Consider the following 14,614-nt stretch of genomic DNA (forward strand, 5'->3'; position numbering starts at 1 on the left):
CTGTGCGAAGGTGGCGGAATTGGTAGACGCGCTAGCTTCAGGTGTTAGTGTTCTTACGGACGTGGGGGTTCAAGTCCCCCCCCTCGCACCAACGAGGCGATATCAAATTAAGAATACTGTGCGAAGGTGGCGGAATTGGTAGACGCGCTAGCTTCAGGTGTTAGTGTCCTTACGGACGTGGGGGTTCAAGTCCCCCCCCTCGCACCAATATTCTTACCCTTCTCTGTTTTATCCCATCAGTTTCAAATTCAATATTATCAACATGACACCGCTAACTAACGCGACGCTTGACGGCAACAGTACGAAATGACGTAACTGACGGTGCCAGATCATCGCCGCTGATAGCAATAATCCCAGTGTCATCATCGCACGCCAGGCTTCCGCCGGCAGGCCTACCACCCCTAACCCCATCACCAGTACGCCCGGGAGCAAAATCCCCCAACCGCTACCTAACGCTCGCTGTAACATGGTTTCGCCTCTTACAACGATAATGATAACCAATATCATATGGTAATTTTTATCATTTGTCATGCCGCAGCGTTTAACTTTTATTACTCTTTCAACCAGGGTAATGACATACATTCATCGAGATGATAAATTAAGCAAGTTAAATCTATACATTAAATTGTCTGATTATTTTTGCAGATAGCCTTATTTTATTTATTGTTTTTTATTTTTCATCTTTGGCAGCCATCATCTTGAAATTTAACTACTAATAATGATACTACCAATATGACTGCACAAACCTGGCGGGCTCACTATGAGCAAAAATATCAGTATTCCTTACGACTTTTTTTGCTTCTTAATTCTGTTTCCGCCGCACTATCCTTACTTAGCCCGCTGTTTACTATCGTTGCCCTCACGCTTCCCAGCGCACTGATCTGCGCGGCCAGCATTGCCCTCTTATCGTGGAATTGGAAATTCCCAAAACATAAAATAAATATTCCTTTTATTTCTCTGTTATTTGGCATGCTGTGGGCATGGCATGTCGTAATAAAAGCCTCGCTGCTGCCACCGCCGCATTTTAACTTTTTGGTCATCGCTTTATTAAGCATTCTGTTTATTGGCACTATCGCTTTTTCTAACAATATCATTGCCTTTACGCTACATTCTCTCCCGACCTTTGTTGCTTGTCTGGCTCTGGATGGCGGTGAACAGTGGTTGCGGATGTTTTACTGCTTCGTCCTGCCTGTTGCCGGGATTACCTTGCAGAGCATCATGCAGAAACGCAGTGATAGCTTTACCCAAGGGCTAATGGATAAACTGCTGAAAGAACGTAACACGCTGAACGATCTCAGCATGCTGGATCCCCTTACTGGCCTGTATAACCGGCGCGGCCTGCAAAACCGCATGGATACTCTCCTGGCGCTGGATAACAGCGAACATTTCATCCTGCTGCTGGATATTGACCATTTCAAAGCCTACAACGATCACTACGGTCACATGATGGGCGATCAGGCGTTGATTCAAGTATCGACGGCGATTCGTAATTCCGTACGCTCACGCGACATTGTCGCTCGCTTTGGCGGCGAAGAGTTTATGGTGATTCTGACCGGTAGCTCGGCGGAAATCGCCTTCCAGGCTGCCGAACGCATTCGCCAGCGGGTTTACGATTTAAAAATCGCCCATCGCTTTAACGACAGCGTCGCCACCAACGTCACCATCAGCATCGGCATGACGCCACTTATCGACGCCGACATCGACAGCGCGATAAAACGCGCCGATAACGCACTGTACGAGGCCAAAAATCAAGGACGCAATATCATCCTGGTCCACTAATCCTCCCGACCCGCCGCGCGGGATGCGCGGCGTGGAAAAACGCTTGCGCTCCCTGCCATGAACAATTAGTATCAGAAATCATTATCATTTAGATTTGTATCTGGAAATCTGATGGCTTACCGTACCATTCCATTCAGCGATGAAATCATCTGGCGAGCGCCGCTTGTACCAGCTGAGCATGCGTTGGCGAATGCCATACGGGAAAAAATCACCGCCCTGCGTCCACATCTGCTGGATTTCCTGCGTCTGGATGAAGACGCGCCTCAGCACGCCTTAACGCTCGCCGAATGGTCGCAACCCGTCGCCCTGCATTCTCTGCTGGCCACCTATTCCGACCATATTTATCGCCATCAGCCAACCCAACCACGCGAGCAGAAACCGCTACTTTCTCTCTGGGCGCAATGGTATATCGGCTTGCTGGTGCCGCCGCTGATGCTGGCGCTATTAAGTGAAACGCAGTCGATTAGCCTTGAGCCGGAACATTTTCGCGTTGAATTCCATGAAACCGGGCGAGCAGCCTGTTTCTGGATCGATGTCCATGCCGATCGCGATGCGCATGCCCATTCTCCACAGACGCGTATGGAAACGCTGATCACAAAAGCGTTGACGCCGGTGGTTGAAGCACTGGAAGCCACCGGCGAGATTAACGGCAAGCTTATCTGGAGCAATACCGGTTATCTGATTAACTGGTATCTCGGTGAAATGAAATCCCTGCTCGGCGAGGAACAGGTGAACGCGTTGCGTCAGCACTGTTTCTTTGAAAAACAGCTGGCCAACGGTCAGGATAATCCGCTGTGGCGGACGGTGGTGTTGCGCGAAGGGCTATTGGTACGTCGTACCTGCTGCCAGCGCTATCGGCTGCCGGACGTGCAGCAATGTGGTGACTGTACGTTAAAATAATCGGCGACGGGCGGCAATGAATATGCCGCCCGCGGTCATTTTACGCCGTCTGTTCGCTCTCTTGCGCCGCGCGCTGCGCCTCTTCCGCTTCCTGCGCCAACAGCTGCTTCTCGTAAACCTTAAAGAACGGGAAGTAAATGACGGCCGATATGCAGGCAAGAATAATCACCAGAATCGCCGCGCGGAAATCCCAGCCCAGTGCCCATGCGCCGCCAATTGGCGCTGGCGCCGTCCACGGCACCACAGAAATCACTCGGCCAATCAGATCCAGCTTCATTGCCACCCAGGCGATCACCGCGTTGACCATTGGCGCCAGCAAGAATGGGATAAAGAACACCGGGTTCATCACGATGGGTGTACCGAAGATAACCGGTTCATTAATGTTAAACAGGCTCGGCACCACGCTCAAACGACCGATAGATCGCAAATGCGCGGAACGGCTCCGCAGATAGCAGAATACCAATCCCATCGTCGCGCCAGAGCCGCCAACGACAATAAAGAATGTCCAGAACGCCTCCATAAAGATATGCGGCAGCGGCGCGCCTTGCGCCAGGGCCTGCTGGTTCATACCAAGGTTCGTGAGCCAGAACATTTGCAACATACCGGAAACAATCGCCGCGCCATGAATCCCCGCAAACCACAACAGATGGCCAATCAGCACCGCCAGCAGAATTGCCGGCAATGAATCAGCAGCAGAAACCAGTGGTTTAAAGATAGCCATGATGGCCTGCGGGATCAGCATGTCGAAATGATGCTGGATAAACAGGCTCAGCGGATAAAGCGTCAGCACCACCACTAAAACCGGGATCAGCAGATCGAAAGAGTTTTTGATCATCGGCGGCACCTGATCCGGCAGGCGGATCCCGATATTGTGCGCTTTCAAAAAGCGCATCATCTCCACACAGTAGATCGCGACCAGGATCGCGGTGAAGATCCCGGTTCCTCCCAGGCTATCTACCGGCAGACTGCCATTCGTTTTCGGCGCTGCGATCAGCAGAAATGCCATGATCGAGAGCATGGCGCACATGAAAGGATCAAGTTGATTCGCCTTTTCATAGTGTTTGCCCAGGTTGTAAGCGATCGCCGCGCAGATATAAATGGACATGATGCCCATTGTCATATCAAACGGCGTCAAAATGCGCCCTTCGAACTCTTTGGCCAGATCCAACCAGGCGCGAGCAAAGCCCAAGGTGGTATCTGGGGAAAACGGCGGATAAGCGAAGACTAAGAGAAATGAACCGACAATCATAAACGGCATGGCCGAGATGAAACCGTCACGAATAGCCATGACGTGGCGCTGCGATGAAATACGCCCGGCGACGGGGCTGATGTAATTTTCTACAAAGCGAAATATCAGATTAAACGCAGCATGGTTAGCAGACATAGCAGCCCTCCTGACAGGCTATAGAAACAGGCCCAACAACGGTAATCTTGCCGCTATGCTGAAATTGACTGTGTACGGATATTGGCTGGCCGGGGTATCGGGTCGCTATACTGTTCAGCAGTGGCATCTCATGCGCGGCTCTTAGTTATCAGTGACGCAGGGAGTTACCGTTCCAGTATTCATCGTCGAATGCGCAACCGCAACCGGTTACAGTAACCGGTTGCAGCGATTGTGAAGAAGATCCAGAAATCAGAATAATTCTTGATTATCCATCGGCAATATTTACAGATTTCCAGGCTTATGACAGATTTATACCCTAAATAATTCCAGTCGCAGGAAAGCCAATACACCTGCCGCTTGAAATATGACGGGTATAATCAGGAGAACCCCATGAGTCTGCAGTCCGTGAGGCAGTTTTTTGCTGAACATGCCCCCGATATTGAAATTATCGAGTTGAATCAAAGTACAGCGACCGTTGCGCTTGCCGCCGCTGCGCACCAGGTCGAGCCGGGACAAATCGCTAAGACCTTATCCTTAAAGGTGAAAGACCGGGTCATATTGATCGTCGCCAAAGGCGATGCTCGCCTGGATAACAAAAAATTGAAGGATGCTTTTGGCGCGAAAGCGCGCATGCTCAGCAGCGATGAAGTGGTTATACTCACCGGCCACCCCGTCGGCGGCGTCTGCCCATTTGGACTCGAGAATCCGCTGCCGGTGTATTGCGATATCTCACTCAAACAATATCCCGAAGTTCTACCGGCAGCAGGCGCTATTCATAGCGCCGTACGTATTTCGCCTGAGCGCATGGCGCAGTTGACGGAAGCAGATTGGGTAGACGTCTGCCTGTAAATGACCGCTTACTGTGCAAGGCACAGCCCTCTGCCGTCATTGTTATTGACTGGCAGGCACAGCAGTATATCTGCCGCGCTGAGCAGGCCAATATCGGAATTGACACCCAGTTTAGTCATTGCGTTAAACTTATGCGCGCGAATGGTTTTGATATTTCTATCAAGCTGGGTGGCGATTTCAGGTAAAGAATAGCCGTAGGTCATGTAACGCAATATCGTTTGCTCCGTAGGGCTAAGTATCTGCCCACAGGAGCTGTGGCTGTGGCCGTCTTTGTCTAGCGGCGCCTGTTCAATCAGTTGTAATAAACGTTCCTGCAGGTGGCTCAGGCATGATGATTTATTGAGAATAGTCTGCGTGCTTAAGGACGTCAGATGACTAATCAGACTCATTTCCGCCGAGTTATCCGCCAGAACGATACGCTGCATCTCTGGGCAGATTCGGGCAATCTCGTGTAAAAAAAGCAGGCTTTCCAGCCGGGAACAACGGCTGCCGGAAAGAGAAAAAATAACGGCGCTAAATTTTTTGGAAGAGAATTCGCGTCTTAATTCCTGGATATCTTTGTAAAAAGAAATTGTATATTTCTTTCCAGCTTCGTTATTCAGAATATAACGAAGCGCCGTTTCAGTCATTGCGCATTTTTCTACGATAGCGACACATTGTGTTGTGAGATTTTTTTCCATTCCGTGTGATCTCCATAGGCTGAATACAGGTTCAGCTCCTTCATTCCTTGAGCGCTGTTAATCCAGGCATACATCTCTGCATTGCTGCGCAATGATAACCGACGCATTGCACTATTTTTTTGTGCGCTTACCGTTTTGTTACTTTTTTTCAGCAACGCAGCAATTTGGTTTATGCCCCACCCTTTTGCCAACAGCCGTAACACCTTCCGCTCAGAAGGCGTCAAAATAACCATACCACTCGCTTCATCGCCTAAGTTTTCCATCTCGGGTGAAAATAGCATTTGGCTGATTCTCTCAGCGGAAAGCCCACCCGTACGAATCACGTCGATAAGATGCCTGACCGGTTCGTTATCCGACACCAGGGAGCTGTCTGGCCGTATCAGGAATTCGACCGCCAGTGGGAAACACGACTGGCCAATCATAAAAATCCAGTGAATATCCCGGTATTGATTCATTAACGAATAATAATGTTCACAAATATTCCGTGGGTGTTCTATGTGACCGGAAAGATCGACAAGAACCAACACTGCGCGGCGAAGCTGAAGGAGTGTGAGCTCATCCTGCGAACCGCAGAAACTAAGCTCATAATCAGGAAGGTGTTCCTTTAATATAGCCTTCAGACCGGACTGCATGACCGGAATTCTACTGATGATGACGCCAAATTTACCGTGCCCTGGTAACATAAATCCTCCATTTTCTGTCAAAGATTCACATCCGGAATAAATAATGGATGAACATATGGTTGCTATTAATATTATTTCACCATATAAATCTTTATCGTCCCTGATGGACAGGATATATATCCTGACGTTAACTCCATAACAGTGGAGGATATATAACCTAAAAATTCACACTAACACAAAACAGCGTCATCAATAAATTAGAAAAAATTAACATCCCCGTTAGAAAAAATTACCATTATTTCATTTCTTTCCTAAATGATTTAGGAGATACCCCATTATAACGCCGAAAGAATCGGGAAAAATAGGCGGCATCTGTAAACCCTAAATAATCAGAAAGTTGTGTAATAGTCATGCTGGTATATTGCAGGTTACGCCGTGCCTCTAACATTAAACGTTGATGTAATACACCTAATGCGCTACAGCCATGAAATTCACGACACAAATAATTTAAATGCGTCGCGGAAAGCCCCACCAGCCTGGCATACTCCGCCAACGGCAGATGTTCACGGTAGTGACTTTCAATGAGACGGGAAAAATGACGCATCACGCTGCGCTTACGTTCGGCTTTATCCTCCGTTACCCTGGCCGGTTGACACTGGCGGTTCAACCACACCAGCAGCGCGCCTAACAGCGAATGCAGCATCATTTCACGCGCATCGTGCTCTTCGCAGTACTCTTCACGCAGCGCGGTAAACAACGAACGAATATGGCCGCGAGAGCGTTTCACCGTCACGCACTGCGGCTGCGCCAACACATCAAGCGGGCGGCCAAACTGGCTTTCAAAGCGGCTCAGCAACGGCAGAGATAGCGACAAGACAAACCCCTGGGTACCGGGAGAGAAACGAAAACCATGGATGCAGAGCGCCGGCACAACCTGGATGCAGGACTCGCTCATCACCCTGGTCACCCCTTCTATTTCGATTTCCGCCCGTCCCTTATGCAGATACAAAAGCTGCACCATTTCCGCATGTTGATGCACGCGGATGTGCCACTCATAAAGGCTGCTGCGCTGTAAAATAGACTCGCAGTGCAGCAGATCCGGCGTCGGCCAGCCGAGCTCTTCACCATACAATTTAAAAACAGGAACCGTGCTCGCGGTTGACATCTCGCCTCCAGTTTTTGTCAGTCGTTACACGACACGCTCCATCGGCAGACCGACGTAGTTTTCGGCGATGGTCGTTAGCCCGGCGCGCGACCCCAGATAGTAGCGGCGGTCGGCGGCCTGCATTTTTGTATCGAATTCATTCTGCTGCGGAAAGTCGTGCAGCAGTCGGGTCATAAACCAGCTGAATCTTTCCCCTTTCCACACGCGATCCAGAGCAAAGCGTGAATAGCTGGCCAACAGATCATCGCGCCCGTGATGATAATATTCACGCAGGATCCGCCACAGATAATTGACGTCCGACGCCGCCAGATTGAGCCCCTTAGCGCCGGTTGGCGGCACGATGTGCGCGGCATCGCCGACAAGGAACAACCTGCCATACTGCATCGGTTCAACCACATAACTACGCAGCGGCGCGATGCTCTTCTCGAGTGAGTGACCAGTCACTAACTTATTTGCCAGCTCCTCCGGCAAACGTCGTTTCAGCTCGCCCCAGAAGCGTTCATCGGACCACATCTCCACGCTATCGCTTAACGGCACCTGTAAATAGTAGCGACTACGGGTTAGTGAGCGCTGACTACACAATACAAACCCACGCTCATGATGCGCGTAAATCAGCTCCGGGTTAACCGGCGGCGTATCCGCCAACAGCCCCAACCAGCCAAACGGCCAGACGCTTTCATACTCTTTCAGCACCTCACGCGGGATGCTCTGTCGCGAAACGCCGTGAAAGCCATCGCAGCCAGCAATAAAATCGCACTCCAGTCGGCACTTTTCACCGCCGCTCACGTAAGATACCGATGGCCGATCGCTGCTGACATCCACAATCTCAACGTCGTTAACGCCATAAATAATCGGCGCGCCGCAGTCGCGTCTCGCCGCCATCAGGTCGCGCGTGACTTCAGTTTGCCCATAGACCATCACGCTTTTACCGCCGGTCAATTCACTCAGCGGCACCGCTATCCGCTGACCTTCAAATAAAAACTCAACCCCATGATGAATGAGCCCTTCAGCATCCATTCGCTGCGCCACACCCGCTTCGCGTAGCAGATCGACGGTGCCGCTTTCGAGAATGCCTGCCCGAATGCGTCCGAGCACATACTCCGGGGTCTGGCGTTCGAGGATAACGGTACGGATCCCGGCGTTATGCAGCAACTGGCCTAACAACAGTCCGGAAGGGCCAGCGCCGATAATAGCAACCTGTGTTTTCATAGGTATTTACTCGCGAAGGTTAATTATTTGTTTATTTTTTGTTTGTTAAAAGTGTTCTCCTGCATTTTTGATAACTCAACGGGGAAAAAGAAGGGATGAATGGCGGCAAAAATTGCACTTTCCAACAAACTGATGAAAGTGTGGTGCAGTTCAAATATTCGCCAGACGCGCCGACAGAATGATTTTTGCACATTGTTTGATCCCGCCCGCCACACGAAGGGGCGGAGTTCAGGTAAAAGTATCTGCAGAGACTTGGGCAGCGGGCGTGACGGACAGCAGGTATTTATGCAGGCAGACAAATCAGAGCAACGCGCAGTCACCCGACTGTGCATTCAGTGCGGCCTTTACTTACTCCAGCACGGCGCGGAAAGCGCGCTGGTTGAAGAGCTGTCAACCCGCCTGGGGCGGGCGTTAGGCATGGACAGCGTAGAGAGCGCCATCTCCTCTAACGCCATTGTGCTGACAACGATCAAAGACGGTGAATGCCTGACCTCCACACGTAAAAACAGCGATCGCGGTATTAACATGCACGTCGTGACGGAGGTGCAGCATATTGTGATCATGGCCGAGCATAAGCTGCTGGATTATAAAGACGTCGAGAAGCGTTTTACGCAAATTAAACCCTTACGCTATCCGCGCTGGCTGCTGGTGTTGATGGTCGGCCTCTCCTGCGCCTGCTTCTGCAAGCTGAACAACGGCGGTTGGGATGGCGCGGTGGTGACCTTCTTCGCCAGCTCCGTCGCCATGTATATTCGCCAACTGCTGACGCATCGCTCCTTGCATCCGCAGATTAACTTCTGCATTACCGCTTTTGTCGCCACGACTATTTCCGGGTTGATGCTGCGCCTACCGGCGTTTAGCGACACGCCGACGATTGCGATGGCCGCCAGCGTGCTGCTGCTGGTCCCCGGTTTTCCGTTAATTAACGCCGTGGCCGATATGTTCAAAGGCCATATCAATACCGGGCTAGCCCGCTGGGCTATCGCCAGTCTGTTAACGCTGGCGACCTGTATTGGGGTCGTGATGGCAATGACCATGTGGGGGCTGCGCGGATGGGCATAATCTCTTATCTTTTCGCTCTGGCGCAGGATATGGCGCTAGCGGCGATCCCCGCCGTCGGCTTTGCGATGGTGTTCAACGTTCCACAGCGCGCGCTGCGCTGGTGCGCCCTACTCGGCGCCATCGGCCACGGTTCGCGAATGGTGATGATGGGCGCCGGGTTCAATATCGAATGGGCGACCTTTCTCGCCGCACTGCTTGTCGGCAGTATCGGCATTCAGTGGTCGCGTTGGTATCTGGCGCACCCGAAGATTTTTACCGTCGCCGCGGTGATCCCGATGTTCCCCGGGATCCCGGCTTATACAGCAATGATCTCCGCAGTAAAAATCAGTCATTTTGGCTATTCTGAAGAGATGATGATTATGCTGCTGAGTAACTTTTTAAAAGCCTCGTCAATCGTTGGCGCGCTCTCTATCGGGCTGTCTATTCCAGGGCTATGGTTGTATCGCAAGCGCCCGCGCGTATAACCGGCAGCGCCGCGGCGCTGCTTCCTGACCTCTCACTATGCTACTATGTCAGCAGTTACCCCACTCTTTGCTGTTCAGAGTTGAGATAGAGTTATGTCTTCGCGAATTTTAACCACCGACTTTTGCGGTCTTGACGATTTCGTCGAGAACCACGCGGCCCGACTGCAGAAATCAGCCAGCGGCGCCGTTGCCGTATTTGCTAATAACGCCCCGGCGTTTTACGCACTGACGCCGGAACGCCTGGCGCAGTTGCTGGAGCTGGAAGCCAGGCTGGCTCGTCCCACCAGCGATATCGCCCTGGACGCGCAGTTTTTTGAAGAGCCGAGCGCCGCGCCCGTCGCCGTGCCGATGGGTAAATTCGCCATGTACGCCGGCTGGCAGCCGGACGCGGATTTCCAACGCCTGGCCGCGCTGTGGGGCATCGCTCTGGCGCAGTCGGTCACGCCGGAAGAACTGGCCGCCTTCGTGGCCTACTGGCAAGCCGAGGGCAAAGTCTTCCACCACGTGCAGTGGCAGCAGAAGCTGGCGCGCAGCGTGCAAATTGGCCGCGCCAGCAATGGCGGACAGCCGAAGCGCGATGTGAACGCCATCAGCGAGCCCGATAACCAGATCCCGCGAGGTTTCCGAGGATGAGCATGAAAAACGTTGGCGACCTGATGAAACGCCTGCAAAAAATGATGCCAGCCCACGTCCAACCGGCCTTCAAAACGGGCGAAGAGCTGCTGGCCTGGCAGAAAGAGCAAGGGAAACTGCGTTCGGAAGCGCTGGAGCGGGAAAATCGCGCCATGAAAATGCAGCGCACCTTTAACCGTTCCGGTATTCGTCCGCTGCATCAGAACTGTTCATTCGATAATTACCGGGTCGAGTCCGACGGTCAGATGATCGCCCTGTCCCGCGCCCGCCAGTACGTGGAAGAGTTTGACGGCAACATCGCCAGCTTCATCTTCTCCGGCAAACCTGGCACCGGTAAAAACCATCTTGCCGCCGCCATCTGCAATGAGTTGCTGCTGCGCGGCAAATCGGTATTAATCATTACCGTGGCCGATATTATGTCGGCGATGAAAGATACCTTCGGCAATCGCGAAACCAGCGAGGAGCAGTTACTGAGCGACCTGAGCCGGGTCGATCTGCTGGTTATCGATGAAATTGGCATGCAGACCGAATCGCGCTACGAAAAAGTGATTATCAACCAGATCGTCGATCGTCGTTCGTCATCAAAACGCCCCACCGGCATGCTGACCAACAGTACGATGGATGAAATGAACAAGCTGCTCGGCGAGCGCGTCATGGACCGCATGCGCCTTGGCAATAGCCTGTGGGTGAATTTCACCTGGGATAGCTATCGCGATCGGGTTACCGGTAAAGAGTATTGAGAGTTTTCCGAACTCAAGCAGCGTTATACTAAAGAGATTCTTAAGTCACGACGAAGAGTACGTCCATGAAATCTTTGAAGAAAGCTTTTTGCGCCGCTATCGCAGCCGGCGCGTTGATGGCGGCAGGCGCTCACGCCACCTCCTGGCAGGACTCCCTGAATAGCGCCGCCAGCCAGCTCACCGGTAGCGGTAGCGCCCAACAGAACGGCAGCGGCATGTCGATGTCGTCCTTAACCAGTCTGCTCAACGGCGGCAGCCAGTCGCTCTCATCCAGCAGCATGAATAACGCCGCAGGCATCCTCTCCTACTGCGCTCAGCAAAAGCTGACCTCAGTCACCAACGCCGACAACGTGAAAGATCAGGTGTTGGATAAGCTGGGTCTGAGCACGCCAGAGAAACAGAAACAGGATACCGGCTATCTGGAAGGCCTGCAGGGGCTGCTGAGCAGCAGTAACGGCCAACAGCTGAACCTTGAAACGCTCGGCAGCAGCCCGCTGGCGGAGAAAGTGAAAACGAAAGCCTGCGATCTGGTCTTGAAACAGGGCGTTAACTTCCTCTCCTGATATCCCGCCAATGCCGCGTTTGGTGCTTTAGCATCGCCAACGCGGCCGCAATCGCTGTTTTCGCTTTTCTGCCGCCATTTTCCCGCACGACGGCAGGATGAGATCTCGTTCAAAAAAGACGTTTTCTAAACCAATTCTGAATCACAGCACACTTTCATGACACTAGAATTGCAGCAGAATGGCACTGCCATTACAGTGTAGCGTGAAAATCGATCTATCCGGCCAGCCTCCCGCTGGCGCTAATGAGGATTAGCTGTGTCAGAGTTGTTATCCATCGCCTTGTTTCTCGCCTCGGTGGTGATCTATGCCTGGAAAGCCGGTCGCAACACCTGGTGGTTCTCCGCTACGCTTACGGTGCTGGGGCTGTTTGTCGTGCTCAATATCACCCTGTACGCCAGCGACTACTTCACCGGCGACGGGATTAACGACGCGGTACTCTACACCCTGACCAACAGCCTGACCGGCGCGGGCGTCAGTAAATATATTCTGCCCGGCATCGGTCTGGTGCTGGCGCTGGTTGCTGTTTTCGGCGCCCTTGGTTGGGTATTGCGCCGTCGTCGCCACCATCCGCACCATTTTGGCTACAGCCTGATTGCGCTGGTGCTGGCACTGGCTTCCGTTGACGCCAGCCCGGCTTTCCGCCAAATCAGCGAACTGGTGAAATCACAGTCTCGCGACGGCGATCCTGACTTCGCGGCCTATTACAAAGAGCCGTCGAAAAGCATCGCGAACCCTAAGCTGAACCTGGTTTATATCTATGGCGAAAGTCTGGAGAGAACCTATTTTAATAACGATGCTTTCCCGGACCTGACGCCGGAACTCGGTAAAATCAAAAACGAAGGACTGGATTTCAGCAATACCACGCAGCTTCCCGGCACCGACTACACCATCGCCGGGATGGTCGCTTCCCAGTGCGGTATCCCGCTCTTTGCGCCGTTCGAAGGTAACGCCTCCGCCGCGGTATCCAGCTTCTTCCCGCAGAATATCTGCCTTGGCGATATCCTGAAAAACTCCGGCTACGAAAACTACTTTGTGCAGGGGGCCAACCTGCGCTTTGCTGGTAAAGACGTGTTCCTCAAATCCCACGGCTTCGATCACCTGTACGGCGCGGACGAGTTGAAAACCACGGTTGCCGATCCGGCTTACCGTAACGACTGGGGTTTCTATGACGACACCGTGCTCGACGAGACCTGGAAAAAATTCGAAGCACTGTCCCAATCCGGCAAACGTTTCTCGCTGTTCGCGCTCACCGTCGATACCCACCATCCTGACGGCTTTATCTCGCGCACCTGCGAGCGTAAACGCTATGACATCGATGGCAAAAAGAACCTCTCCTTCAGCGCGGTGGCCTGTAGCCAGGAGCACATCGCCGCGCTGATTGAAAAAATTAAGGCCTCACCGTACTTCAAAAACACGGTCATCGTGGTCTCGTCCGATCACCTGGCGATGAAAAACACCGCCTGGGATTACCTGAATAAGCAGGATCGCAGCAATCTGTTCTTTATTCTGCGCGGCGACCAGCCCGAGCAAAGCATTCTCGGGGTGAAGCGCAACACCATGGATAATGGCGCGACGGTGCTGGATATCCTCGGCGGCGATAACTATATCGGCCTTGGCCGCAGCAGCCTCTCCGGCCAGTCGCTCTCCGGTATTTTCATTAACATGAAAGAGAAAGTTCTGGCATGGAAACCGGACGTCATCCGCCTGTGGAATTTCCCGAAAGAGATTAAGAACTTCAGTATCGACTCGCAGAAAAACATGATGTCGTTCTCCGGCAGCCATTTCCGCCTGCCGCTGCTGCTGCGCGTTTCGGATCAGCGCGTCGAGCCAATTCCTGAAAGCGAGTACTCCGCGCCGCTGCGTTTCCAGTTAGCGGACTTCGCCCCTCGCGATAACTTCGTGTGGGTTGACCGTTGCTACAAGATGGGCCAACTGTGGCGACCGGAGCTGGCGCTGTCCACCGACTGGTGCGTTTCTCAGGGGCAGTTGGGCGGCGAACAAAAGGTACAGCACGTCGATAAAGCGCAGTGGCAGGGCAAAACCGCCTTCAAAGATACCGTCATCGATATGGAACGCTATAAAGGCAACGTTGATACGCTGAAAATCGTCGATAACGATATTCGCTACAAGGCCGACAGCTTTGTGTTTAACGTTGCAGGCGCGCCGGAAGAGGTCAAACAATTCAGCGGCATCTCGCGTCCTGAACTGTGGGGACGTTGGTCCAACGCCCAGCTCGGTCACGAAGTGAAGATTGAGTATAAAGCGCCGCTGCCGGAAAAATTCGATGTGGTGATCACCGCCAAAGCCTTTGGCCCGAACGCCAACCAGCCGATACCAGTGCGCGTCGGGAAAAGTGAGCAAGTGCTTACTTTAGCCAATGAGGTGACCACCACCACGCTGCATTTCGACAACCCGTCGCATAGCCATACCCTGACCATCACTCCGCCGGACCCGCAGTCCACCAACGAAGGCAATATCGTCGGCCACGCGCCGCGCCAGTTGGGTATCGGCATGGTGGACATTAAAATCGTCAGTCGCGAAGGCTAATCCCTCCAGCCCGGCG

General features: G+C 52.6%; 15 protein-coding genes and 2 tRNA genes. 11 read left to right on the top strand and 6 right to left on the bottom strand.

The genetic code is table 11. The features are described 5' to 3' along the window. Positions 1 to 4: 4 nt before the first annotated feature. Together PYR66_19845 and PYR66_19850 are read left to right on the top strand one after the other, a co-directional pair. Positions 5 to 91 (top strand) — tRNA-Leu (locus PYR66_19845). A gap of 29 nt (positions 92 to 120) precedes the next feature. Further along, positions 121 to 207 (top strand) — tRNA-Leu (locus PYR66_19850). A 21-nt stretch (positions 208 to 228) separates the two neighbouring features. Here the strand turns inward: PYR66_19850 and PYR66_19855 are convergent. Beyond that, complete coding sequence (locus tag PYR66_19855) at positions 229 to 468, bottom strand: DUF1435 family protein (GenBank protein ID WEF27509.1); 240 nt, start codon at positions 466 to 468, stop codon at positions 229 to 231. Positions 469 to 732: 264 nt separating this feature from the next. Here PYR66_19855 and PYR66_19860 point away from each other — a divergent pair, with 264 nt between their 5' ends. After that, on the top strand, positions 733 to 1,779 hold the full coding sequence (locus tag PYR66_19860) for a GGDEF domain-containing protein (protein ID WEF27510.1): 1,047 nt from the start codon (positions 733 to 735) through the stop codon (positions 1,777 to 1,779). 111 nt (positions 1,780 to 1,890) lie between these two features. Then, positions 1,891 to 2,679: a siderophore-iron reductase FhuF gene (fhuF, locus tag PYR66_19865; protein ID WEF27511.1), complete on the top strand. Its 789-nt coding sequence runs from the start codon at positions 1,891 to 1,893 to the stop codon at positions 2,677 to 2,679. A gap of 40 nt (positions 2,680 to 2,719) precedes the next feature. Here fhuF and PYR66_19870 read toward each other — a convergent pair whose 3' ends face one another. Then, positions 2,720 to 4,063, bottom strand: a complete 1,344-nt coding sequence (locus PYR66_19870) for a PTS sugar transporter subunit IIC (protein ID WEF27512.1) — start codon at positions 4,061 to 4,063, stop codon at positions 2,720 to 2,722. Positions 4,064 to 4,453: 390 nt separating this feature from the next. Between PYR66_19870 and PYR66_19875 the strand changes: the two genes are divergently transcribed. Next, positions 4,454 to 4,912: a YbaK/EbsC family protein gene (locus tag PYR66_19875; GenBank protein WEF27513.1), complete on the top strand. Its 459-nt coding sequence runs from the start codon at positions 4,454 to 4,456 to the stop codon at positions 4,910 to 4,912. An 8-nt stretch (positions 4,913 to 4,920) separates the two neighbouring features. Here the strand turns inward: PYR66_19875 and bglJ are convergent, their stop codons facing one another. The 4 genes from bglJ to pobA form a co-directional block, all read right to left on the bottom strand. After that, entirely contained in the window at positions 4,921 to 5,592 is a 672-nt protein-coding gene (bglJ, locus tag PYR66_19880) for a DNA-binding transcriptional activator BglJ (protein WEF27514.1), read from the bottom strand. Further along, positions 5,553 to 6,275: a response regulator transcription factor gene (locus PYR66_19885; protein WEF27515.1), complete on the bottom strand. Its 723-nt coding sequence runs from the start codon at positions 6,273 to 6,275 to the stop codon at positions 5,553 to 5,555. The genes bglJ and PYR66_19885 overlap by 40 nt, the downstream gene beginning before the upstream one ends. 235 nt (positions 6,276 to 6,510) lie before the next feature. Next, a complete protein-coding gene (locus PYR66_19890; GenBank protein WEF27516.1) occupies positions 6,511 to 7,380 on the bottom strand; it encodes a helix-turn-helix domain-containing protein in 870 nt (289 codons plus the stop codon). A gap of 24 nt (positions 7,381 to 7,404) precedes the next feature. Then, entirely contained in the window at positions 7,405 to 8,589 is a 1,185-nt protein-coding gene (gene pobA / locus PYR66_19895; protein ID WEF27517.1) for a 4-hydroxybenzoate 3-monooxygenase, read from the bottom strand. A 285-nt stretch (positions 8,590 to 8,874) separates the two neighbouring features. Here pobA and PYR66_19900 point away from each other — a divergent pair, with 285 nt between their 5' ends. From PYR66_19900 to opgB, 6 genes are all read left to right on the top strand, one after another. Beyond that, positions 8,875 to 9,651, top strand: coding sequence for a threonine/serine exporter ThrE family protein (locus PYR66_19900; GenBank protein WEF27518.1), 777 nt, complete (start codon positions 8,875 to 8,877; stop codon positions 9,649 to 9,651). Next, complete coding sequence (locus PYR66_19905; GenBank protein WEF27519.1) at positions 9,642 to 10,115, top strand: threonine/serine exporter; 474 nt, start codon at positions 9,642 to 9,644, stop codon at positions 10,113 to 10,115. The genes PYR66_19900 and PYR66_19905 overlap by 10 nt, the downstream gene beginning before the upstream one ends. Positions 10,116 to 10,208: 93 nt before the next feature. Then, positions 10,209 to 10,748 (top strand): primosomal protein DnaT, encoded by a 540-nt coding sequence (gene dnaT, locus PYR66_19910; GenBank protein WEF27520.1) that lies wholly within the window; start codon positions 10,209 to 10,211, stop codon positions 10,746 to 10,748. A 2-nt stretch (positions 10,749 to 10,750) separates the two neighbouring features. Beyond that, positions 10,751 to 11,488 (top strand): DNA replication protein DnaC, encoded by a 738-nt coding sequence (dnaC, locus tag PYR66_19915; GenBank protein WEF30512.1) that lies wholly within the window; start codon positions 10,751 to 10,753, stop codon positions 11,486 to 11,488. 65 nt (positions 11,489 to 11,553) lie between these two features. Next, positions 11,554 to 12,051 carry a DUF2501 domain-containing protein gene (locus PYR66_19920; GenBank protein ID WEF27521.1) on the top strand — a complete coding sequence of 166 codons (498 nt, stop codon included), beginning with the start codon at positions 11,554 to 11,556 and terminating at the stop codon, positions 12,049 to 12,051. 255 nt (positions 12,052 to 12,306) lie between these two features. Further along, positions 12,307 to 14,598 (top strand): phosphatidylglycerol--membrane-oligosaccharide glycerophosphotransferase, encoded by a 2,292-nt coding sequence (gene opgB / locus PYR66_19925; GenBank protein WEF27522.1) that lies wholly within the window; start codon positions 12,307 to 12,309, stop codon positions 14,596 to 14,598. Positions 14,599 to 14,614: the final 16 nt, after the last annotated feature.

Source organism: Klebsiella aerogenes, from assembly GCA_029027985.1.
GTDB classification, from domain to species: domain Bacteria; phylum Pseudomonadota; class Gammaproteobacteria; order Enterobacterales; family Enterobacteriaceae; genus Klebsiella; species Klebsiella aerogenes_A.

What these genes read in the sequence shown, in the direction of transcription:
- PYR66_19920 (WEF27521.1), top strand. Translation starts at nt 11,554, where the DNA reads ATGAAATCTTTGAAGAAAGCTTTTTGCGCCGCTATCGCAGCCGGCGCG.
- pobA (WEF27517.1), bottom strand. Translation starts at nt 8,589, where the DNA reads ATGAAAACACAGGTTGCTATTATCGGCGCTGGCCCTTCCGGACTGTTG.
- PYR66_19860 (WEF27510.1), top strand. Translation starts at nt 733, where the DNA reads ATGACTGCACAAACCTGGCGGGCTCACTATGAGCAAAAATATCAGTAT.
- PYR66_19875 (WEF27513.1), top strand. Translation starts at nt 4,454, where the DNA reads ATGAGTCTGCAGTCCGTGAGGCAGTTTTTTGCTGAACATGCCCCCGAT.
- PYR66_19900 (WEF27518.1), top strand. Translation starts at nt 8,875, where the DNA reads ATGCAGGCAGACAAATCAGAGCAACGCGCAGTCACCCGACTGTGCATT.
- PYR66_19855 (WEF27509.1), bottom strand. Translation starts at nt 468, where the DNA reads ATGTTACAGCGAGCGTTAGGTAGCGGTTGGGGGATTTTGCTCCCGGGC.
- dnaT (WEF27520.1), top strand. Translation starts at nt 10,209, where the DNA reads ATGTCTTCGCGAATTTTAACCACCGACTTTTGCGGTCTTGACGATTTC.
- PYR66_19870 (WEF27512.1), bottom strand. Translation starts at nt 4,063, where the DNA reads ATGTCTGCTAACCATGCTGCGTTTAATCTGATATTTCGCTTTGTAGAA.
- fhuF (WEF27511.1), top strand. Translation starts at nt 1,891, where the DNA reads ATGGCTTACCGTACCATTCCATTCAGCGATGAAATCATCTGGCGAGCG.
- dnaC (WEF30512.1), top strand. Translation starts at nt 10,751, where the DNA reads ATGAAAAACGTTGGCGACCTGATGAAACGCCTGCAAAAAATGATGCCA.
- PYR66_19905 (WEF27519.1), top strand. Translation starts at nt 9,642, where the DNA reads ATGGGCATAATCTCTTATCTTTTCGCTCTGGCGCAGGATATGGCGCTA.
- bglJ (WEF27514.1), bottom strand. Translation starts at nt 5,592, where the DNA reads ATGGAAAAAAATCTCACAACACAATGTGTCGCTATCGTAGAAAAATGC.
- PYR66_19890 (WEF27516.1), bottom strand. Translation starts at nt 7,380, where the DNA reads ATGTCAACCGCGAGCACGGTTCCTGTTTTTAAATTGTATGGTGAAGAG.
- PYR66_19885 (WEF27515.1), bottom strand. Translation starts at nt 6,275, where the DNA reads ATGTTACCAGGGCACGGTAAATTTGGCGTCATCATCAGTAGAATTCCG.